At 59.4% G+C, this 21117-nt stretch carries 16 protein-coding genes and 2 pseudogenes; 13 read left to right on the top strand and 5 right to left on the bottom strand.

From position 1 onward, the window contains the following. Nucleotides 1-233: 233 nt before the first annotated feature. A pseudogene (locus tag ACT53T_RS06220) lies at nucleotides 234-404 on the top strand (IS256 family transposase); the annotation flags it as partial. 1358 nt (nucleotides 405-1762) lie between these two features. On the opposite strand, the gene ACT53T_RS06215 reads toward ACT53T_RS06220, so the two are convergent. Both ACT53T_RS06215 and ACT53T_RS06210 read right to left on the bottom strand, forming a co-directional pair. Further along, nucleotides 1763-3772 (bottom strand): putative bifunctional diguanylate cyclase/phosphodiesterase, encoded by a 2010-nt coding sequence (locus tag ACT53T_RS06215; RefSeq protein ID WP_476160551.1) that lies wholly within the window; start codon nucleotides 3770-3772, stop codon nucleotides 1763-1765. Between the two features lie 519 nt (nucleotides 3773-4291). Next, the gene (locus ACT53T_RS06210) at nucleotides 4292-4702 is read right to left on the bottom strand and encodes a winged helix-turn-helix transcriptional regulator (protein ID WP_476160550.1); all 411 of its coding nucleotides are present in this window, start codon (nucleotides 4700-4702) and stop codon (nucleotides 4292-4294) included. Nucleotides 4703-4913: 211 nt separating this feature from the next. On the opposite strand from ACT53T_RS06210, the gene ACT53T_RS06205 reads away from it, so the two are divergent. Further along, the gene (locus ACT53T_RS06205) at nucleotides 4914-5570 is read left to right on the top strand and encodes an NAD(P)-dependent oxidoreductase (protein WP_476160549.1); all 657 of its coding nucleotides are present in this window, start codon (nucleotides 4914-4916) and stop codon (nucleotides 5568-5570) included. A gap of 329 nt (nucleotides 5571-5899) precedes the next feature. Here ACT53T_RS06205 and ACT53T_RS06200 read toward each other — a convergent pair whose 3' ends face one another. Together ACT53T_RS06200 and ACT53T_RS06195 are read right to left on the bottom strand one after the other, a co-directional pair. Beyond that, a complete protein-coding gene (locus ACT53T_RS06200) occupies nucleotides 5900-6067 on the bottom strand; it encodes a transposase family protein (RefSeq protein WP_476160553.1) in 168 nt (55 codons plus the stop codon). Between the two features lie 416 nt (nucleotides 6068-6483). Further along, nucleotides 6484-7299: pseudogene (locus ACT53T_RS06195) on the bottom strand (IS5 family transposase). 251 nt (nucleotides 7300-7550) lie between these two features. Here ACT53T_RS06195 and ACT53T_RS06190 point away from each other — a divergent pair. Further along, nucleotides 7551-8150, top strand: a complete 600-nt coding sequence (locus tag ACT53T_RS06190) for a flavodoxin domain-containing protein (RefSeq protein WP_476160548.1) — start codon at nucleotides 7551-7553, stop codon at nucleotides 8148-8150. 41 nt (nucleotides 8151-8191) lie between these two features. Here ACT53T_RS06190 and ACT53T_RS06185 read toward each other — a convergent pair whose 3' ends face one another. Continuing rightward, nucleotides 8192-8497 carry a zincin-like metallopeptidase domain-containing protein gene (locus ACT53T_RS06185; RefSeq protein WP_476160547.1) on the bottom strand — a complete coding sequence of 102 codons (306 nt, stop codon included), beginning with the start codon at nucleotides 8495-8497 and terminating at the stop codon, nucleotides 8192-8194. Nucleotides 8498-8848: 351 nt separating this feature from the next. On the opposite strand from ACT53T_RS06185, the gene ACT53T_RS06180 reads away from it, so the two are divergent. From ACT53T_RS06180 to ACT53T_RS06135, 10 genes are all read left to right on the top strand, one after another. Then, the gene (locus ACT53T_RS06180; RefSeq protein WP_476160546.1) at nucleotides 8849-9850 is read left to right on the top strand and encodes an ABC transporter substrate-binding protein; all 1002 of its coding nucleotides are present in this window, start codon (nucleotides 8849-8851) and stop codon (nucleotides 9848-9850) included. A 31-nt stretch (nucleotides 9851-9881) separates the two neighbouring features. Further along, nucleotides 9882-10670, top strand: a complete 789-nt coding sequence (locus ACT53T_RS06175) for an ABC transporter ATP-binding protein (protein ID WP_476160545.1) — start codon at nucleotides 9882-9884, stop codon at nucleotides 10668-10670. Between the two features lie 217 nt (nucleotides 10671-10887). Next, nucleotides 10888-11478 carry an ABC transporter permease gene (locus ACT53T_RS06170; RefSeq protein WP_476160544.1) on the top strand — a complete coding sequence of 197 codons (591 nt, stop codon included), beginning with the start codon at nucleotides 10888-10890 and terminating at the stop codon, nucleotides 11476-11478. Next, nucleotides 11424-12557 (top strand): zinc-dependent alcohol dehydrogenase, encoded by a 1134-nt coding sequence (locus ACT53T_RS06165; protein WP_476160543.1) that lies wholly within the window; start codon nucleotides 11424-11426, stop codon nucleotides 12555-12557. Before ACT53T_RS06170 ends, ACT53T_RS06165 begins: the two co-directional genes overlap by 55 nt. After that, on the top strand, nucleotides 12554-13291 hold the full coding sequence (locus ACT53T_RS06160) for an enoyl-CoA hydratase-related protein (protein WP_476160542.1): 738 nt from the start codon (nucleotides 12554-12556) through the stop codon (nucleotides 13289-13291). The genes ACT53T_RS06165 and ACT53T_RS06160 overlap by 4 nt, the downstream gene beginning before the upstream one ends. Next, nucleotides 13230-14642 (top strand): FAD-dependent oxidoreductase, encoded by a 1413-nt coding sequence (locus tag ACT53T_RS06155; protein ID WP_476160541.1) that lies wholly within the window; start codon nucleotides 13230-13232, stop codon nucleotides 14640-14642. Before ACT53T_RS06160 ends, ACT53T_RS06155 begins: the two co-directional genes overlap by 62 nt. Before the next feature lie 105 nt (nucleotides 14643-14747). Beyond that, nucleotides 14748-15701 (top strand): LysR substrate-binding domain-containing protein, encoded by a 954-nt coding sequence (locus ACT53T_RS06150; RefSeq protein WP_400771193.1) that lies wholly within the window; start codon nucleotides 14748-14750, stop codon nucleotides 15699-15701. Between the two features lie 174 nt (nucleotides 15702-15875). Then, entirely contained in the window at nucleotides 15876-16745 is an 870-nt protein-coding gene (locus ACT53T_RS06145) for an alpha/beta fold hydrolase (protein ID WP_476160552.1), read from the top strand. A 215-nt stretch (nucleotides 16746-16960) separates the two neighbouring features. Continuing rightward, complete coding sequence (locus ACT53T_RS06140; protein WP_476160540.1) at nucleotides 16961-19246, top strand: TonB-dependent receptor; 2286 nt, start codon at nucleotides 16961-16963, stop codon at nucleotides 19244-19246. A 265-nt stretch (nucleotides 19247-19511) separates the two neighbouring features. After that, nucleotides 19512-21044 carry an MFS transporter gene (locus ACT53T_RS06135; protein ID WP_476160539.1) on the top strand — a complete coding sequence of 511 codons (1533 nt, stop codon included), beginning with the start codon at nucleotides 19512-19514 and terminating at the stop codon, nucleotides 21042-21044. The last annotated feature ends 73 nt before the right edge of the window (nucleotides 21045-21117 follow it).

The raw sequence follows: 21117 nt of genomic DNA, 5'->3' as shown, positions 1-21117 counted from the left end.
GCCCCGCGTTCAGCAAACCTCGGCAGAGATCCACTTAAAATCCGCGGGGAGTTGTCCAGAGAAGCGGGGCCAGCTCTTGCATTAGGTCTGCGGCTCCATCCGCGCTTGCAAGTAAACGCCGTCGGCCCAAATATGCAGGGGTCATGGCGTAACGCTCCTCCGGGAGGTTTGGTCGCCGACCCCGTTACACCGCCTTCCTCACGCCGTCATCACCCACTTTCGGCCATAGCCCCGAGGTTGTCGGCATCGTCCCGAACGAGAAGGCGATCAAGCGCCTCGTCGGCGCGATCCTGTTGGAACAAAATGACGAATGGGCCGCCCAGCGCGGTCGCTACATGACCCTGGAATCGATCGCCGCTTGGAGCGATGCTCCGATCGTAAAGCTGCCCGCCATGGCCGCCTGATCAAACCGGCTGCTGCCGGAGTCCATCGAACGGGACGCGATCCTCAAAGAGCTATCTGACTGAAGAGGACCAGCGGCCAGTCCAAGCCTGCAGACGACGCCGCAATTCGTCGACCCACTCGGGTTCTGGGCGGCACTTAGACGATCGGTTTCTGAGTTTTGATTCGGACAGGAGACGGAGACAAGGGGATCGCGGCGAGCAAGGTCGCATCGCCGACACCGTGGCAATATCCATTCCCTGGCTGGCGACCCATTGCTCAAGATCGGTAAGATAGGCGTCGATAGCCACCATATCTATACATATAGCAAGTATTGCACGATGAGAATCGCCATCGACCTCGTTCAAATAAGCCTGTCTTAGCTCTTTACAGGTCGTATAATCCTGAGGATCAAAATAATATAGGGCTCTGCTTTTCATTTATTTGCTCTGCCTGGCCGCTTTCGGTGAAGCTTTAGTTAATTGGAGAAAGCGAAAAATGCGTTGCGAAAATACGCCCACTTTTTCGTTTCGAGTCGATGCCCGTGCGGTCCGAGGAAAAAATGCATGATCCGCTCTACCAACGCCGTGAAAATCAACCCAAGTCGCGGCGGAGCTGTTGATGGGCGACGCGCTCCACGCCGACAATCGAAGTTCCCGTCCCCCAGAGCAATCAAACTCTCGTCGGGCGCTTGTTCACGCCCCGGATTTGGCCTTGTGCCGCGTCTCCGCGTAGCGGCGAACGACATCCTTGTCGTCGAGGGCGCGCGCAGGGTGGATGGCGCCTACGGTCTCACGACGACATTCGTGGACGGGGAGCTTGGTCCAGGAAGGCCGAAGACTTGATCGACGCCCTGATCTTCGAACAGGGCATAATGTCCGTAAGCGGGATAGCGATTAAGCGCCAGTTTGCGCCGGCTGGGGCGTGGATTTTGGTCGCGCGACCGCCGCGTGAGAGGCCGATGGCCCGATTTTTCTTTTCCCTTTGCCGATCCTTGCCGAGCGATCAGCCTTCACCGCCGAGGAGTCGATGAGAAGTTCCGTAGGCAGCCCGCCAGCCTGTGCGAGCGCGGAGACCAGATCGACCCGGACACGCTTCGCCGCCCAGCGGACATGACCGATTGTCGAGAGTCTTTTTCAGCCGGTATTCTGGCGGCGTGTCGATCCAGCGGCCGTCGGAGTTGAGCGCATGGACGACGCCGCCGATCACCCGGCTTTCGTCACCCCGCGCCTTGCCTCTCGTATCGATTGGGAGGCGAGGCGCAATCTTCGAAAGCCGCGCATCCGTCAGCCAGAATTGATTATGCCCGCGAGCGCTCTTTGGGCTTGGCCCTAAGTCTGCGTTGCAGCCAAGCTAACGATGGAACCACCTCGCGAACTCGTCATCTCGGCGTGTTCGACGCTCGATCTTCTGGAGCGATGACGCCTCGTCGTAACAGTTGCGTAACCTCCTCGGCAGGCACAGGACGACTGAAGTAGAAACCTTGAACGCTCTGACATCCCGCCTGAACCAGGAAATCGAGTTGCCCGACGGTTTCGACGCCCTCGGCGAGCATTTCACATCCGAACTCTTGCACGAGGCCGATCGTGGCGCGAACGATGGTTGCGCTCACCGGATCGTGCGGCAGTCCGCGCACGAATTGCTGTGCGATCTTGATTCGGTTCACGCGATAGGTGAGCAAATATTCGAGCGAAGAATACCCGGTGCCGAAATCGTCGATCGCGATACGAACGCCCAAGGCGCGAATTCGATCGATTGCCGTCGTCTCACCGCGGGAGGATTGCATGAGAACCGATTCTGTCAGCTCGATCTCGATCGTTCCCGGATCGAGATCACGCATGTCGAGCTCACGCGCGAGATCGGACTCGAATCGCGACGCAGTGAAGAGCTGGGCGGCCGAGACATTGACGCCGACGATCGGCGGACAGATGCCGAGATCGCGCCAGAGTCGGGCCTGGCGACAAACATTCGCGAGCGCCCATGCGCCGATCGGCGTGATGAGGCCCGTCCGTTCGGCGAGCGGTATGAAACCGCCCGGTCCCAGCAGCCCGCGACTGGGATGATTCCATCTGAGCAGCGCCTCGACGCCGATGATCCGTCCAGACGGCCATTCGATCTCCGGCTGATAATGGAGCTCGAACTCCTCCCTTTCGAGCGCCGAGTTGAGCTCCTCGAACAGGGTCACGCGCTCACGCACAGCGCGGTCGTGCGCCTCCGAATAGAAGCGGCGCTGATTATATCCCGCGGACTTTGCTTCATAGAGGGCGAGATCGGCGCGCCTCAACAATTCTTCCGGCCCGACGATAGCCGCTCCGAATACCGAAACGCCGATGCTCACGGAGACAGGGACTTGCTTTCCCATTATCGTGAACGGCGCCGCCACAGAATGGATTATTTTTTCCGCGACCTCCTCGACCTCCTCTCGGCGTGCGGCGTCCTTGATGAAAATCCCGAATTCGTCGCCGCCGATGCGCGCGATCGAGGCCGTATCACGTATAGCCTGGCCGATGCGCTCTGCGGCGGCCCGTAGCAGCTCGTCTCCGAACGAATGACCGAGCGTCTCGTTCACTTCCTTGAAGCGATCCAGATCGAGATACAGAACAGCGAATGACGCGCCGTCTTTTTCGCCGCCGTGAAACGCCTCGGTCACCCATTCCTTGAAGGTCTCGCGATTGGGCAGGCCCGTCAGGAGATCGGTGCGCATCGCACGCGCCATTTCCTGCTCGGCCTTTTCACGAACCTCGATCTGCTTTTCGAGATCGGCGGCGAGCGCGGCCTGCGCCAGCTCGCGTCGGGCCAACGATACTATCCAACGATTGGCGCGCACGCCCAATAGCAGAAGCGCCAGGACAAAAGCCGCGGACATGAGGCCCATAGTGCTGGACGTCGGCTCCGGCCGGGCGAAAAAAGCCATAATGGCCGGCATGGCCGTCGGCGTCCCGAAGCCGAGCATAGCCGGCAGAAACGCCGCGTCGATCGTCACGGAACCCGCGATCATGCCGCCCAGCACAAAGGCGATGAAGACGTGAAAAGATGGATCGTCGGTGAGCAGGAGGATCGACGCAGACAGCCCCCATAGGCAACCCGTCGCCGTAGCCCCGGCAGCGAAGCGCAGCGCCCAGCGGCGCGCGGCGTCGTTCGGCTGCGGCTCGCTCTTGTAGAGCCACGAATTGTAGAGCCGCAAGGAGACGACGACGGTCAGCGAACCCACCCATAGAAGCAATACCCATCTCGGGTACAAACCCTGCGCTACCCAGGCGGTGAGGACGGCGTTGAGTAGATTGACGGGCAATACCGCCGTGTTTCCATAAAGGACGCGAACCTGTTCGCTCAGCACCGCCGGATCGAGCGCTCTGGGATCGGCGATCTGCGCTTGCTCTTCGTACGTCATTCGTCCTCCGCCAATTCGACCGCCCCCTTCCAAAATCGTCATTTGTCAGGCGAATCCTCGTCGAGGAATCGAAAGACGCTCGTCGAGCGCACGCTACTTATCTTTCATGAAAACAACAACTCCCTCTCCACAACGATGCGCTCGAGTATATCTATAGTTGCAATCAATGAGCTACTATCGCCGATCAAAGGCTCTTCGCTGTTCGGCGATGACTAAAATTGGCTCATCCTCATTTTCCGTGCTGCGGATTGCCGCTTCGAATTCGAATCACTCGGAAAAGGCATGGGATATTGAAATGCGTGCCGCTCGAGAAACATGAGAAACGCGGAGGTAAGGTCAACGTGACAGCCGGAGCCGGCCAAGGCGCTGTCGCGGGTGCGATACGGCGACATGTTCATAATGGCTCGGCTCGACCGATTGGCGCGGTCGCTGTCGCCACGATCGGAACCCCGGCGTCACTCGCTCGCTCATGCTTTCATGAGAAGGAACCTCCAAGAACGCATGTCCGATCAGCCTCTCTCATGCGCGAGTGCGAGTGGCTCCGGCCTTTTGCGCGGAGCCAAAATTCTCGCGGGCCGCGACAATCGCTTGATGATGCGCCTCGGCCCAGCCGATCAGCGCACTCAACGGTTCTAGGAAGGACGATCCCATTTCGGTCAGCGCATATTCGACCTGCGGGGGCGTGACATCATGCACCGTGCGGCTGACGAATCCGTCTTCCTCCAGTCGTCGCAACGTCCGCGACAGCACCTGCTTCGAGATATCGCCGATGGCGCGGTGCAGCGCATTGAACCGTTGCGGCATGTCGGCCAAATGAGCCAACACCAGCAGGCTCCATCGGTCACCCACTCTGTCCACCACATCCCGCACCACGCAGGGCTGATTGAAATCCACGCCGCTAGGCGGCAACAATCCTCGTGATCCTGTCATCCGAGCCCTCTCCGCCGTAGATCACATTTTCCTGACTTGGTCAGAAAAATATGCCTCCTTGCGAACTCTATCATCTATTTTTAGACTAAATAACAAATACAGACCACGATCAGAATTGGGACCTCCGCCGCACACGCGTGTTCGTAGGCGTTGAAATTGCCCAGTCATCGCGCGAGAGCAGCGGATTCGGCTCGAGAAGAAGGATATTTGCGTGACCACACAGAAGAAGATCATCGTCATTGGCGGCACCGGCTATGCTGGCTCGGCCATCGCGCGCGAGGCCGCGAAGCGCGGCCATACAGTGAGTTCGGTCAGCCGCTCGACCCCAGCCGAACGGATAGAGGGCGTCACATATTTCACGTCGAACGTGGCCGATATCGGCTCGACGATTGTCGGCACCGATGTCGTCATCGGCGCGCTATCGCCGCGAGGCGCCAACGTCGGCGCTCTCGCCCAAACCTATGGTCAGCTCGCGAGGCAAGTTGCCGATGCGGGCGCGCGTCTCATTCTGATCGGCGGCTTCTCGTGCCTGCGGCGCACGCCCGGCGCGCCGCGCACGTTGGAGGTCGAGAGCTTTTCTTCCGAAATTCCGGCCGAGATCGTCGCAGAAGCAAAGGAGAATCTAGATGTTCTGAACAACCTTCTCACCGACGCGACCGGCGTCGACTGGTTGTTCGTCTCTCCCGGTCTGGAATTCTCGGCCTGGACGCCGGGCGAGGATCTCGGCCGTTATCGCATCGGCGATGAAGTTGCGCTTTTCGACGAGAACGGCAAGTCGGCGATCGGCGGAATCGATTTTGCTCGCGCCGTGCTCGACGAGATCGAAAGCCCTACACGCCATCGGGCGCAGATCGGCGTGGCTTACTGAGGCGTACGACGCGGCCGAGCGATCAGGAAGCAGGTCGACACCTTCGCGCCATTCGAGATCCACCATGATCGGTCCGTAATTCACGCCTTCGAGCCAGTTCCAGGCGTCGATACCCGGCACGCGCGCCCTTCCATTGGTTCCGCCGGCGACTTATGCGTCAAATGCCTCAGGATCGTGTCGTCACTCGTTGGAAGGCCGAGGCGCTTCATCGAGCGTTCGGCCGGCCACCAACGCCGTGTCCGAACAACCGGACAATCTCGGCGCCCCTCTCGGTCTGACGTGCGTAAAGCCTTGCAATATCGGATAGCTGCTCCGAGAACGTTCAACCCTCACAATCGTCGTTCAAGCAGCGCCGCCGGCTCGTATGGAGCTTTACGGTCGACCACCGATCCTTGGATCGGCAAATCTAGGAGGCTTTGGACATATCGACTATGCCGGCGCGTCGATCGCTCGTTGCAGCCAGGACATGCGCCGAGCTCCGGTCCGGCAACCGAAATTGTCCAACGATTTCCGTTGTATTCTGTGCCCAGGACTCTCGCGCCGGATCCCGGCGTCCACCGCGCGATTTAATTGCCATCTAGATAGGATAGCCAATGACCGGCCGCCCCAGCAAGTCGGCAGCACGGAAAGTGAGAAAGTCCCGTTAAGGGCAATTGAATTGCATCGAACAAGACATTCGTGTCGTTAGAAGCAATGTGACATCCTTATTCGATATCGATCAAAGCGACAGCATCACGATCTGGCCAAGAGACGTGTCGTCGATTGCCCTTCGACAATCGCAGCGCGCTCGACCCGTCCGCCGCGTGCACGCACGATATCGGCCCCGACGATTTCATGTTCCAAATAGTCTGCGCCTTTGACGAGCACGTCGGGATGCAAAGTCTCGATCAGCTCTAGGAGCCCGTTTGGAAATTCACGGGTGAGCGTTTCGGCGCAGTAGGACGCCGGCCATTGCGACGTGAATCATGGCTGTCGAGACGTCGATGCCGCGCTCGTAGTCGCGAACGAGCCTGCGCCAGCGGATCATCCAGCCGAAGGTCCGTTCGACGACCCAGCGACGCGGCAGGACTTCGAAGCCCTTCTGTCCGTCGCGGCTACGGATGATTTCGAGCACGAATTCGAGATAGGCGGCCTTGTCCATCAGCTTGAGCCGATCGTAGGCGCCGTCGGCGAAGAGATGTTTCGCCCACGGCCGGCGTTTGCGGATCGCGTCGAGGATCGCCTGCGCGCCGGCGCTGCCCGAGACCTCGGCGGTCGTCAGATTGACCATCAGCAGCGGTGTGTCCGTGTCGACGGCGATGTGACGCTCGCGGCCGACGATCTTCTTGCCCGCGTCATAGCCGCGCGCTTCCGCATGCGGCGCCTTGACCGACTGGCTGTCGATCACCGCCGCCGACGGGCTCGTCTCGCGTCCTTGTCTTTCGCGGTCGAGCATGAGTTCGACGTCATGGATCATTTGGAACAGAAAACGCCGCGCCAACCCGCGGAACCATCCGTAGACCGTTCGCCAACGCCCGAAATGCACAGATCCCGCCAGCCGCAACCCGAGCGAACGAGATAGCGCACCGCATTGATGACTTCACGAAATTCGATCTCGCGCGGACGGCCTCAGCGCCCGGGCCTCGGCATTAGCGGCGCGATCCGCTCCCATTCCTCATCCGTCAAATCGGAAGGATAGCGTCTTCTGGGCGATCTTGGCCATTCGGCCCCGTTGCTGGCGTGTCCACATCCAAAGTGGGAATCACATCCGCTGAAAAAGGGGAAACCCGCATCAATCCGATTTTCCAAACAGGCTCTAAGACGCGCGGCGCGCTCTTTACGGCTTCCGACGCGTGCATATAGAATGTCGACGCGGTTCTCCGTTGTGCAGCGTGAGGCCAACCGGGACATGGTGTTCGTCACGGGAAGCGCCGCCGCCTACGACAATGGATTGGGCGCCGACGTTTCTCGCAAGACGCCATTGACGGCGGGAACTACTGTATGCAGGTTTTGATTGTTTTTGCGACGACTGAGGGGCAGACCCGCAAGGTCGCGATGTTCGTGGCCGAGCGACTACGCGCCATGGGCCATCGGGTCAGGCTGATACCGGCCGAGGAGGCGGTAACGTCGCTCGATTTGGAGGCGTCCGAGGCGGTCATCGTCGCGGCGTCGGTGCATATCGGCCGCTACCAGTCGTCCGTGGTGCGCTTCGTCAAGGAGCAGCGGCACGCGCTCGAGACGCGAGCGAGCGCCTTTGTCTCGGTGTCGATGACCGCCGCTAATGACGATCACGACGACCGCAAGGCGCTGAAGCGGTATGTCGCGAGATTCTGCCGGCAGACCCAATGGCAGCCGGGTCGAGTCCATCACGTCGGTGGCGCCATCTGCTACACCCAATATGATTTCCTCCGACGCTGGGCGATGCTGCTGTTTGCCCTTCGACGTGGCGCATCGACCGACTGCACGCGCGATCACGAGTTCACCGACTGGAACGACGTGAATCAATTCATCGAAGCGTTCGCAACGTGGAGCGGAAGCGGCGACGATGAACAGTCCTGCAAGACTCGAAGCGCGAGAAGCAATATTCGAGACGAGAGATGACGCCACGCGGCGGCAGCTCGTAGGAATAGTCGATCTCCGTTTCATGTCCGGTGCGCCGCATCGTCAGCACGACCGCGGCGAGCTTCTGGCGCGCAATGGGCTTGGCCGTAACCGACAAATCGAAGCCGCCGAAAGCGATCGACCCAATATGATAGATGGCTCGCGTGGTTCTCGATGTCCGTGGGCAGACCGAGCTCGGAATTTACGAAACAACTCGCTATGTCGGCCACGAGTTCTTCGCGTGAATAACTCGCGGAATCGAAGCGCCCACTGAGATCGCGGTTCAGACGGCTCGAGACTCCTGTGCAATGCGCGTAATTATATTTGAATAGAAAAATCTCCAGCAAGGGATCAGCAAGGGCTGTGGACCCATTTCCGGGTGACGCAAACGCGGTCGTTGATGAGAGGCCGCGAGAAAGCGTCGCGCGTTTCCGCAATTGTGCGCGCGATTTTGGCGCTACGGCAAGATTGGACAATTTCGAAGGCTTTTACTGTCAATATCTTGTGCAATAGCGGAGACCCTTTATGCGACGAATGCGGCAAGTCCGAGCTTTGCATTGTGCGGTCTTCAGACCTTGCAGCCACAGACACAGAAAATGAATTTCCATAATTCGCGACTATGCAAGATATAAATAAAACAGAGATTGCGATTGCGACTTTCTCCGTGATAGTTCGTTCCACTCGCGAAGGAACACGAGATGATCGATCGTCGATATTTCAGTCAAGCGGTCGTAGCATCCGCTCTCGCCCTGCCCGGCGTCGCGCGGTCGGAGGTTTCCGTGCTACGCCTCGGAACTATGCGCCTGAACAGCGCAGCACCGTTTTTTGTCGCGTCTGACAAAGGTTTCTTCGAGGGCGAAGGTTTGCAGGTTCAAATTGAATATTTCGACGCCGCCGCTCAATTGCCCGTCGCCGCCGTCGCGAATTCGATCGACGTCGGCATGACCGCCTTCACCGCCGCTTATTTCAACCTCGCCGCCAAAGGCGGACTAAAACTCGTCTGCGGCGATAGTCGACCGCACCCGGCCTTTCCCAATAATCAATTGGTGGCTAGCCGCAACGGCTACGACGCGGGATTGCGCTCTTTCGGCAACATTCGGGGACGACGCCTGGGCATAACGACAATCGGATCGTCGTTCCATTATCAGTTCGGCGTGATTGCTGCGAAATTCGCATTCCCACTGTCACAGGTCGAACTCGTCCCTCTTCAGACTCTGCCAAACGTCGGGTCGGCGATTGCCGCCGGAAAATTGGATGGCGCCATCCTTCCCTCGACGGTCGCAGACCCGTTGGTCAGAGCGGGCTCTGGCGTCTTCATCGGAAATACGGCCGAAGTCGACATGACGCAAGGAAGCGGCGTGTTTACCCGCCCCGATTTCATCGCCACCAATCGCGCGGGGATGGAACGCTTCGTCCGAGCGCATCGGCGTGCGATGGCTTTCAGCAATAGAGCTGTCAATCGGCTCGACGAACAAGGCCGACCGATTGCTAGCGACGAGCGAGAGGAGCTTCTCGAAATCGTCGCTCGACGCACAGGCCAGACTAGGCAGCAAATCAGCTCGACCTTCGGCTATTACGATCCCGCCGCCAGCTTGAACGTCGAGGACGTTCGCAAGGTGCTCAGATTTTGGCAAGACCAGGGGCTCGTGAAGCGAGAAGTCGACGCCGAACATGTCATCGATCTCTCTTTTGCGGTTTGAAGTCGGCGTCGAACGGCTCGGAGAGGACGGCATGGAACTGGAGCTTCGAGGATTGGGGCACGACTTCGGGCCGTTGACCGTTCTCGACGATGTTTCGTTTTCTGTGCGCGAATCCGAGATCGTCTCCGTCATCGGTCCCTCTGGCTGCGGAAAGTCGACTCTGCTGGCGATCGCCGGCGGCCTGATCGCGCCGAGCCGAGGATCGGCTTTCACCGTCGGCGTTCCGTCGGCTACGAGCCTCAATCCATTCACTTTCGTTTTTCAGGACGCGGGGCTGCTGCCGTGGCGAACCGTGGCCGGCAATGTCGCATTGGCGCTGGAGAACCGACTGCCGTCGAGAAAGGAGCAGGCCGAGATCGTCGAGGAAGTGTTGGAACGAATCGGTCTACGCGGCTTCGCGCAAGCCTATCCGAAGCAATTGTCGGGCGGCATGAAACAGCGTGTCGGCATCGCCAGGGCGCTGGCCGCTCGCCCAGCCTTCCTTCTCATGGACGAGCCTTTGTCCGCCGTAGACGCGCAGACGCGCGAACTGTTGATGGAGGAGTTCCTCGCCCTGTGGCTGCGAGACCGCGTTTCGATCCTCTACGTCACACATAATCTCGACGAGGCGGTGCGGCTTTCCGACCGGATCGTCGTGCTCTCGAGACGGCCGGGCCGAGTCCGCGAAATCATCGACGTCGGAATTCCGCAAGCCGAGCGCGGCCACCCCGATGTCGCGAGCGAATTGTCGGCGCTGCAGCACGACATTTGGAACTTGCTTCGATCGGAAGCGCGCGACGCCGACCGAGAGCTTCTGTCCATGGAACGAGCCGATGTCTGAAGCCCATACGCCATCTGCGATCGGAGTTCCAAGCACGGTGCGATTCCGCGGCGGCGGATTCGAGATCACGCCGAAGCGGTGGTTCGCTCCGGCATTTGCCGCTGTGCTCGTCGGAGCGTGGCAGCTCGGATCGACATCGGGGCGGATCGATCCACTGTTTCTGCCTGGGCCGGTCGATGTCATCGAGACGCTCTATCACGAGCTCGCGCAAGGGGACTTGGCGATCCATATCGGCAAGTCGCTGACTCGTCTGCTGTTGGGCTGGTTGATCGGGAGCCTCGCCGGCCTGAGCGTCGGCCTCGCGATGGGCCTCTGGTCCTGGTGCCGAGCAATCGGCGACGCTGCGATCTCCTCTCTGTACCCCATTCCCAAGATAGCGCTGCTGCCCCTCTTCATACTCTGGCTCGGAATCGGAGAGTCCAGCAAAATAACGACGATTGCTCTCGGCGTTTTCTTTCCTATGGCGGTGTCCGTATGCGCCGCCGTCGACGCAGCGCCACGTCCTTTCATACGCATGGCGCAGAGCTTTGGACTCGACCGCATGGCGATCGTCGTCAAGGTCGTGCTGCCGTCCGCCCTCCCAGCCATGTTGGCCTGCGCGCGCATTACCGTTTCCACAGGCCTCGTGCTCCTCGTCGCCGCCGAGATGATCGGCGCACAATATGGGATCGGCGCCTATATTCTCGCCGCCGGCAACATCATGGACTCCGAGAAGCTCCTCGCCGGCGTTCTCGTACTCTCTCTCCTCGGAACATGCGCAGGGGCGGTAATCGCGGCGCTCGAACGCACGCTCTTGCGCTGGCGTTGACCCGAACGCTCATCGGATCGTCATTCATGAAAGCTCTCCAAAAAACAGCCCCGTCCTTCGGAGTCGAGTTTCGGGAGGTTCCCCGGCCGGTTCCAGGCCCCGGCGAGGCGCTTATCGAAATCACTGCCGCCGGCGTTTGTGGGACGGACGTGCATATCTTTGAATGGAGCGGCGGCTATGATTTCATGGCGTCACTGCTTCCGCTGACGCTCGGGCACGAATTCGCGGGACGCGTGATCGACGTCGCTGGCGACGCAAACGGATTGGCGCCCGGCGCCCTCGTCGCCGTAATCCCTTCCACCCCATGCGGAAGTTGCGCGCATTGCCTGAGCGGCGCAGCCGAATCTTGCGAGCGTCGGTCAGCCAAAGGCACCAGCGCCGACGGCGGCTTCGCGCCTTGGATCACAGCGCCTGTCGTCAATTGCCTCGAGGCGCCGAACGGCGTCGATGACGAGCTCGCAGCGCTCGCTGAACCATTGACCGTTGCGCAGGAAGCAGTCCTGAAAGGCGGCGTGACGCGCGGCGATCGGGTGCTCGTCATCGGTCCGGGCACGATCGGACAGGCGATCGCCCTCTACGCCCGCATGGCCGAAGCCGCGGAGGTCGTCGTGGTGGGGAAGAACGATCCTCTTCGTTTCGAAACGCTACGCGCTCTCGGCCTTCGGGACCTTATCGACATTGGCGATGGCGATCTCCAAACCGCATTGGCGTACCGCTTTGCAGACCAGAAATTCGATATCATTTTCGAAGCGACAGGCGTTCCGGAGGTGGTTCAAGAAGGCCTCGCATTCTTGCGCAAGGAAGGCGTTCTGGTCGTCGCGGGGATACACCCGCGCAGAGCTGTGCTCGACCTCACCCGCCTCGTACGCGAAAGACATCAAATCCGAGGCACGCAACGCGCGCCGCGCCATGTCTGGCCGCGTGTGCTCGACAGCCTTGTGACCGAAGGCGAACGTATTCGCCACATGATCACGCATCGCATGTCGCTCGATCACGGCGTCGAGGCCTTGGAGTTGGCGCGGACGCGTCGGGCCTCGAAAATCATTCTCTCGCCGGGCGTTCGAAAGAGACGTTCATGACCGCCGTCTCGATCGCCACCCATGGAAATGTTGTTGTAATTTCGATCGACCGCCGAGAGCGACGAAACGCCATCGACATCGATGTCGTCCGTGGACTGCAAGAGGCGTTCGCCAAATTCGACGCCTCCGATGGCCGCGTCGCGGTGCTGACCGGCGTCGGCGACGATTTTTCCGTCGGATCCGATCCAAATGTCCCGGTAACGGAGCTCTGGCGCTGCATGCCGACGATCGGAACCGTCACGAAAAAGCCCATCGTCACCGCCGTCGCCGGCGAATGCCGAGGCAGCGCCTTCACTCTCAACATGTTCGCCGATCTGTGCGTCGCAGACGAAAGCGCAAACTTCTGCTATCCCGAAGGAACGCACGGGGCCTGGGGCGGCCTCGCAGCAGGTCTCGCGGTGCGCATTCCGCACAAGATCGCGATGGAAGTTCTGCTGTTGTCACAGCCTATCTCGGCGCGCCGCGCCTATGAAGCCGGGCTCGTCAACCGCGTCGCCCCACGAGGAAAGCATCTAGACACTGCGCTCGAAATCGCCCACGTCGTCGCGACGCGCGCTCCCCTCGTCATGCAGTCGATGAAGCATTTCGTGACCGATCATGTGCTCGTGCAGAGCCCATCGGAGATACTCGGCCGGACGACACGCGATCTCACAGCCGTCCGCACGAGCCAGGATGCAGCGGAAGGCAAACGCGCGATGGCCGAAGGACGCGCGCCCGAGTTCGTCGGCAAATGAACGCTGTGCTCTGCAAAAAGAAGGGAATGGGCCGACCGTGACGACACGCGCCGTCGATGCGAGCACGATCATTCGCCGCAATCTCCGAGATCACCCGCCGCGTGTCTTGACGACTGACCTCTGCGTGGTGGGGTCGGGAATTGCCGGCGTCTCCGCCGCCCTCGAAGCGGCGAGGCTCGGGCATCGGGTCGTTCTAGTCGAGGCAGGCGGATCGCTCGGCGGCCAGTCCGTCGCAGCGCAGATCAACACATTTTGCGGGTTCTATGCGAATGGACCGACACCGCGGCAAATCGTTTTCGGCATCGCCGACGAGATCCTCGCCGACCTCGGGAAGAGCGGCGACGTCATGCTGCTTCGAAGCCGTCATAACTCCTTCGTCGTTCACTACCACAGCGTCGCACTGCAACGTTGGATCGAGCGCGCTACGAACCGCGAGAGAATTACTCCCCTCCTCGGCGCGGCGCTGTTCGACGCGCACGTCGAAGACGAGCGTCTGATCTCCATTTCAGTGGCCACGCGTTCCGGAATTCTGCGCATCGAAGCCGAGTGCTTCGTGGACGCGACCGGAGACGCCGCCATCGCCTGGACGAGCGGCCTCGCCACGCGAGAGCCGGCCGCCGGACCGATCTACGGATCACAAAACGGTATTCTTCGTAATGTCGATGAGCGGGCGCTCGCGGCTATTGATCGCGCGACGCTGCGATCACGCCTCGCCGCCAAAGGTCGCAAATATGGCTTGGACCGAAGCGACGCCTTCATATTCACGGCGCCCGGATCGGGCGAGACGCTCGTCAATATGACGCATGTAGAGACGCCTCTCGATCCCATCCACGCCAGTAAGATGGTGGCCGTCGGCCATGACAAGATGGATCTCGCCGTCGAATTTCTTCGTGCTGAATTCCCGGAGGCTTTTTCTCGGGCTGTTGTTAGCATTTATGGCGCCCTCGGCGCGCGCCAGACACGCTGGTTCAAGAGCCGCTACCAGTTGAGCGCGGACGATGTGCGCGCCGGAACGAACTTCGAGGACGCGATCGCCCGTTGCGCCTGGCCGATCGAGCTTCATAATAGTCTCGAGCAAATTTATTTCGAAGCATTCGATGAGGAACACATCCATACAATTCCGTTTCGCTGCATGGTTCACGACGAGGTGCACAACCTGCTCGCCGTCGGCCGATGCGTGGATGGCGACGCGCTCGCTCTGTCCTCCATTCGTGTAATGGGGCCATGTATCGCAATGGGGGCCGCAGCCGCCCACGCCTTCGATCTGACCAGCGGCAAATTCGACGACGCGCCGATCGGCGGTCTGCGTAGACGTTTGGCCGCCAATCTCGGACTGGCGGAACTCGCCTGAGCGCTTCGCAGTACCCAGGTCCCGGGTTTCGCCCCCAAAAAAAGCGGCTTGCAAATCTATTATATCTATCGATATAATAGATTGAATTCGGGGAGTTCCTGACGCATGTCGCTGAGCTTACAGCCTCGTCGAAACGGAAATCCGACCCTCGCTCCGGCGCGAGACGACCGGCCGTCCGGCGTCAGCGTCATTCGCAATCAAATTCTCGAGAACGACCTTCTCCATGTGTTCGTGACGGTCGTCGACCAGGGCGGGTTTACTGCCGCCGCCCGGACGCTGCACAGAACCCAAGCGGCCGTCAGCCTGCAGATCAAGCGGCTCGAAGACGTTATCGGTGTCAGCCTGATCATGCGTCCCCAGAGGGGTTTTCGCCTCACTCCCGAAGGCGAGCTCATGCTCGATTACGCGCGGCGCATGTTGGCGCTCAACGCCGAGGCGCTTCGCACGCTTCGCGCCGAAGAAACCGATTGCACGGTTCGCCTCGGCTCGATCGACAATTACGTTGCGAATATTCTGCCGCCGCTAGTCGGCGCATTCTGTCGTTCGTATCCACGCGTCAATGTCGAGCTCTATGGCGGTATGCCGAGTTCCATGCTCACGCGCATCGGTACGCATTTCGATATCGTGATCGCCATGGAGCCGGCTGGCACGAGCCAAGGACAGGTGCTTCGTCGCGAGCAGGTCGTATGGACGACATCGTCCGAGCACAATCAACATGAGCGATCACCTTTGCCGCTGGCAGTTGCTCCGCCTGGAAGCATGTTTCGTCATTGGGCGATCGCCGCCCTCCAACAAAGAGGCGTTCCATGGCGACTCGCTCATGTAAATTCGAACGTTTCCGGCATCGAAGCTGCTGTCCGACAAGGTTTGGGCGTCGGCGTGTTCAAAGCGAGCACGATCGACGACCGACTGTGGCATCTGAACGAAAGTGACGGCTTCCCGCGGCTTCCCGATGTTGAAATAGCACTCTATTCAATTCGGTCGTCTCCGTCCTCGCCAACCATGCGACTGCGAGACTATCTCATCGAACGACTCGCCGACACATCCTGCTCCGAGTGACACCGACACGGCAATTGAACACGCAGCGCTGCTTATTCGACGAATAAGCGGATTTCGTATTTCCAAAAGAAATATGATCGCATCAAATTCGTCACACGTGGGCGCGTCGCCGCCGAGGGATATCCCGACAGGCGGAGAGTGGCGATCGCGGGAATCCTCTACCATATCGCGGCCATGACCAGCGCTTATCCGAGTCTTTGTCCTCGACCATTCGAATATAACAAATCGCATGTCGTGAGCTCGGACGGCGTGACTATCGCCGTGAGGCGATGGGGGAATCGCCGAGGACCTCCAATCATCTTCATCCATGGCTTCGCGCAGAGCGGTCTCGCCTTTATCCGGCAAGTACGGGACGTGCGCCTCGCGGAAAAATATCATCTGATCACCTACGATCTTCGCGGTCATGGCGCGTCGGACAAACCTCTCGAGCGCGACGCCTACCACGACAATCGGCTCTGGGCGTCCGATCTACACGCTGTCGCCGCTTCGGTCGGCGCCGTGAGGCCAATTCTTGTCGCGTGGTCATTCGGCGGCCGAGTCGTATGGGACTATCTCAAAGAATATGGCGACGAGAGCATCGCCGGCGCTCAATTTGTCGGATCGTCGTGGCGCCGAAGCCCCGAATGGACAAGCGCGGCTTCGGCTGCAAGCCTGCCGCTGATGCTCGAAGACGATCTACCTACCAATATCGCCGGGACCATCGCCTTCCTTTCGAGCTGCTTCGCAACGCCGCCGCAGTCGGCGGAGTTCGCACAGATGCTCGCCTATAATATGACACAGCCGCCCTCCGTTCGACGGCTGATGGTTGGACGTCCACAGCAACCCGAGGACTTCATCGCCACGCGCTCTCTGCCGCTCGCGTTCATCGTCGGTGAAAAAGATCGCCATTGCGACCCTCGCGCATCGCGCGCCTCGGCCGAGCATATTTGTGGCGCATCTTTTCTCGAGCTGCCCAATGTCGGCCATTCGCCATTTTACGAGGACGCACAGGCGTTCAACCAGCAGCTGCTCGAATTCGCGGAACGCGTCTTTTTGCATGAGTGAAAGCATCCATCGCTTTCCGATATTCCACTCATAAGAAGAATAAGCATTGCCCAGGATTTTGGGGCGTCTGTAGCTTTGCTGGACAACGTCGTTAGCGTCAGAAAGTAAAAATGATGAGAAAGTCGCTTATCGCCGCAATTCCGCTCTGCTTCGCCTACACTGCTCCCAGCGCCGCGCAGACGCCTCCCGCCGAGGAGGCGCGAGTTCCAGATGTCGTGATCTCCGCGCCGACAACATCCGCCGATGTGTCCGAGCGTCAAGCGACCGCATTCCAGACGATACCGCAGGCGGCAACCGTCATCACAAAACAGCAAATCGACGCATTGCAGATCAGCAATCTTCTGCAAGCGCAAAAGCTCGAACCGAGTTTGCAGATTCGCTTCGCAGACGTTCGCTCATTGACTGTCAATGTCCGCGGGTTCGGTTCGTCGACTTCCGTAGCCACCGACGGAATCTTCGGCGGCGTGCCGGTCTATGTCGACGGCATATTTCAACCTCGGCCGGGCCAAGCGATCTTTGATATTCCTGATCTCGTCGGCGTCGACGTTTTAAAAGGGCCGCAAGGAACGAGAGGCGGCATGGACTCAACGGGCGGCGCCGTTTATCTCAACACGGCGGCGCCGAGCTTCGAGACGCAGCGAAAGCTCGAAGTCTCATATGGAAGCTATGACAACATTCAGATTCGCGGATCGGCGACGGGCGCGATCGCCGACAGCGATACGTTGGCGTTCCGCGTGTCATTCGTCAGCGCCGATCGCGATGGCTACGTCTACAGCTATTACAGCGGCCAAAAATACAATGACTGGCATAACAAGAGCTTTCGCGCACAGATCCTGTTCCAGCCGACGAACGACCTCAGCGTACGTTTGATCACGGACTATTCACACGTCAATCAGGCGTGTTGCCCGAATGTGCTGAACGGCGTCGTCGCAAATTACGCCAATGGCGCGGCGGTTCCAAATAATCTATATGCCCGCCTGACGAGAATGAACTATGTCCCGACGTCGTTTTACAATATCGACAGCTACAAGGGCGATATCTCCGGCTATCTGCAGAACACGCAGCAGAGCTATGGAGCAGCAGTTGTAATCGATTACAAGCACGGCGGCTACGAATTTTCTTCGCTGACCTCGTTCCGAGGGTGGAGCTTCGATCCGCTGAACCAAACGAGCAGCGCCCTCGCCCCGGTGCGGACGACCAACTCCAACAATCAAATCGCCGAGAGATCGCTACAGCAAGAATTCAAATTAGCGACGCCCGCCAACGGCCCCGTCGAGGGAACTGCAGGCCTCTTCTATCTATTCGAACAGCTCTATGACTGGGGATATTCGAGCTATGGCCCGGCGGCGGCCGCGTGGTACGGCTCGGCGGCGAATCCGCAGGCTTTGAACGATGTCGCGCTCAACAACCTCGCCTCGAAGTCCTATGATAATCCACTCAGCCACGTCATCGCGCCTTATGCGCGGGCCGTCTGGCATGTGACGCCGGATCTCGATTTCGCTTTCGGTCTTCGGTACTCTTATACGGCGAAGAGCACAATATTTCGACAGTACCAGTTTGCCGCCAGCAGCCTCGACGGGCTGACCGCGGCGCAACAAGCCACGGCGCGATCCGCGCGAATTGGATTGATCGGCGCAGATCGTGAATTCTACGCCACGACGCGACAAGGATTGGTTTCCGCTCTCGCCTCCGCTTCCTATAAAATTTCGCCCGACGCGCTCGCTTACGCGACCTACGCGCGCGGAGGGCGCGCCGGCGGTCCAAATCCCGTCGCCAACCTTCCGACGACAGCCGCCACGACTGTGCGGCCCGAGGAATTGGACGACTTTGAAATTGGATTGAAGACCGATCTCTTCGAGCATCGACTGCTCGCAAACATTGCAGCCTTCATCATGGTCGATCGAAATTATGTCACCAATATCACAGATACGTCGGGCGCTCGGCCGATCACCTATCTTTCCAACGCCAAGAGGGCGATCTCCCGAGGGTTCGAGCTGGATCTACGTGCAAACCCCATAGAGGGGCTGACGACCTATAGTTCTGTCACATACGATCACACCTATTACGATTCCTTTGAGAATGCCCCTTGCCGATTTGAACTCGCGTTCTTGAACTCTTGCAGCCTGACGGGTCGCCCGATCTCCCTGACGCCGCGATGGGCTCTCGCCGCCGGCGGCGAATATGCACGCGATATCGGACGCGTTCTCGATCCGATCGAAAAGTCGGTGATCGCCTATTTCGGAGCCGACTTCTCCTATCAGACAAAATTCTTCTCGGTTCCAGACGATTCGATCTACAGCGTAATCGACGCTTACGGCCTGCTAAATCTGCACGCGGGACTGCGCCTCGCAGACGAGAGCGTCGATCTGTCGGGATGGGTTCACAATGTGACGAACAAACACTATTTCACGACCGTGTCTCCGAATTTCAGTGCTGGAGGAGTGATCGGCACACCGGCTGATCCGATTATGGCAGGCTTCACGGTGAAGGCGAAATTCTGATCGCGACGCCGAAGTGTGGCGCTTCGTCCCCGAGGCGGGGCTCGCCATCGTTCCGTGCATCGTCAACGTGCACGGGGGTGTCGAGCGCTTGTGTCACGTTGACGACCGACTCTGGCGTCAATGTGAAGCGCGCCCGGCGCCACGCGGCGATCACATGTTCATGAATGACGAAATGACGGCCGGGGATCGACCTGGCCAGCGATCAGCGCATTAGCTGGAGCGATGTCACACATAAGCGAAACGAACATTGCCAAATTAGACCCTGATGGATCATAGCTACAAAAGGCGCTTGTGCCCATCCCCAGTTGAATTGTTCCGCGAAATGTCGCTCGAGCAACAGAGCCGCAGCATTGGAGTTATCACCGCGCACGAACGGTGGCGCTGGTTCCGCTTCGCGGTGCTGCTCACGGGTGTTTTTCTGTCGCCCCTCGATTTTTTTATCGTCAATATCGCGCTGCCTGCGATCAAGGAGGAGTTCGGCGCGACATCCTCCGATTTACAGCTCGTTGTTTCAGGCTACATGACGACCTACGCCGTTTTCCTTATCACAGGGGGTAGGCTCGGAGACATTTTTGGACGACGGAAGATCTTTTTGGCCGGACTGGCCTGTTTTGCCGGAGCATCCGCGATATGCGGTTTGGCCACCTATTCGAGCGTTCTCGTGGTGGGCCGAATTCTCCAAGGACTCGGCGCGGCGCTGATGGTTCCCCAAGGGCTCGCGTCCATCAATGTAATTTTCGCGCCAGAAGAAAAATCGATCGCACTGGGTCTTTATGGCGCGACGCTCGGGCTTGCTGCGGCGAGCGGGCAAATCCTGGGCGGCTTCCTGGTCTCGGCCGATGTCTTCGGTCTCGGCTGGCGGATCGTCTTTCTCGTCAATCTGCCGATCGCAGCAGTCGTTCTCATTTCGGGTCTTCTTCTACCCGACGCCTCTAATCCACGTCCACCGCAGCTCGACATTTTCGGCGTCTTGCTTTCAGCGCTCACGCTCACACTCGTCGTCACGCCGCTGATCGAAGGACGTGAACGAGGCTGGCCACTCTGGTCCCTATTATTACTGATGGCGGCGCCGATCGCTGGATCACTGTTCCTGCGGAATGAGAATAAACTTCTACAGAATGGCGGAACTCCGCTTTTCGATCCGCGCGTCATGGGACTGCCCGGCTTCGGCCTGGGATTGCTGGCGGCGTTCTTCTTCTATGCTATCGGCTCGTTTTTTCTTATTTTCTCCATTTATTTGCAAACTGCGCTCGGCGAATCTCCTAGAGGCGCGGCGTTCGTCTTTCTGCCGTTCGGCATCGGCTCTTTTCTCGCTCCGCTTCTCAGCCCCTATGCCGGCCGGATGCTCGGCCAACGAACAGCGCCCGTGGGAATCATTCTCGAGACGATAGGCATGCTGAGCCTAACGTTGGTCGTTTGGAACTGGCGAACCGACCAGTCGCTCGATCACGCGCTTCGGGGCCTTTCATTGTTCGCGATCGGCTTTGGGCAAGGAACTGCGTTACCGAGTCTCGTTCGCGGCATTATCGGCAAAGTCGAGCCGGCATGGTCGGGACTCGTATCCGGCATCATCAACACGACCTTGCAGATCAGCTCCGCATTGAGCATAGCCATCGTCGGTGGGCTGTTTTTTGGGATTGCCGGTCGTGAACCCGTCGCTGAAAATATCTTATTCGCCCTGGTGGTCTCCTTGCTCGCTATCGCGTGCTGCCTCGTCATTGCCGCGCTCGCAACCGTCGCTCTCACGCAAACAACGCTAGTCGAGCGTCGCACGCCCACCGCCAAGAAAATGCGCTAGGCTCAGGACCTATTAATTTCGAGTGAGGCGTGATTCAAGGTCTCCGATATGGAGGCTTTGATGGGTGATTTGT

It is taken from the genome of Methylosinus sp. DMC45, assembly GCF_056313885.1.
This window is presented reverse-complemented; position numbering and strand designations above follow the sequence as displayed.

Excerpts from the sequence above, each read along its gene's own strand:
- ACT53T_RS06215 (WP_476160551.1), bottom strand. The coding sequence starts at position 3,772 with ATGACGTACGAAGAGCAAGCGCAGATCGCCGATCCCAGAGCGCTCGAT.
- ACT53T_RS06210 (WP_476160550.1), bottom strand. The coding sequence starts at position 4,702 with ATGACAGGATCACGAGGATTGTTGCCGCCTAGCGGCGTGGATTTCAAT.
- ACT53T_RS06190 (WP_476160548.1), top strand. The coding sequence starts at position 7,551 with ATGCAGGTTTTGATTGTTTTTGCGACGACTGAGGGGCAGACCCGCAAG.
- ACT53T_RS06180 (WP_476160546.1), top strand. The coding sequence starts at position 8,849 with ATGATCGATCGTCGATATTTCAGTCAAGCGGTCGTAGCATCCGCTCTC.
- ACT53T_RS06175 (WP_476160545.1), top strand. The coding sequence starts at position 9,882 with ATGGAACTGGAGCTTCGAGGATTGGGGCACGACTTCGGGCCGTTGACC.
- ACT53T_RS06165 (WP_476160543.1), top strand. The coding sequence starts at position 11,424 with ATGCGCAGGGGCGGTAATCGCGGCGCTCGAACGCACGCTCTTGCGCTG.
- ACT53T_RS06160 (WP_476160542.1), top strand. The coding sequence starts at position 12,554 with ATGACCGCCGTCTCGATCGCCACCCATGGAAATGTTGTTGTAATTTCG.
- ACT53T_RS06155 (WP_476160541.1), top strand. The coding sequence starts at position 13,230 with ATGCAGCGGAAGGCAAACGCGCGATGGCCGAAGGACGCGCGCCCGAGT.
- ACT53T_RS06150 (WP_400771193.1), top strand. The coding sequence starts at position 14,748 with ATGTCGCTGAGCTTACAGCCTCGTCGAAACGGAAATCCGACCCTCGCT.
- ACT53T_RS06145 (WP_476160552.1), top strand. The coding sequence starts at position 15,876 with ATGACCAGCGCTTATCCGAGTCTTTGTCCTCGACCATTCGAATATAAC.
- ACT53T_RS06135 (WP_476160539.1), top strand. The coding sequence starts at position 19,512 with ATGGATCATAGCTACAAAAGGCGCTTGTGCCCATCCCCAGTTGAATTG.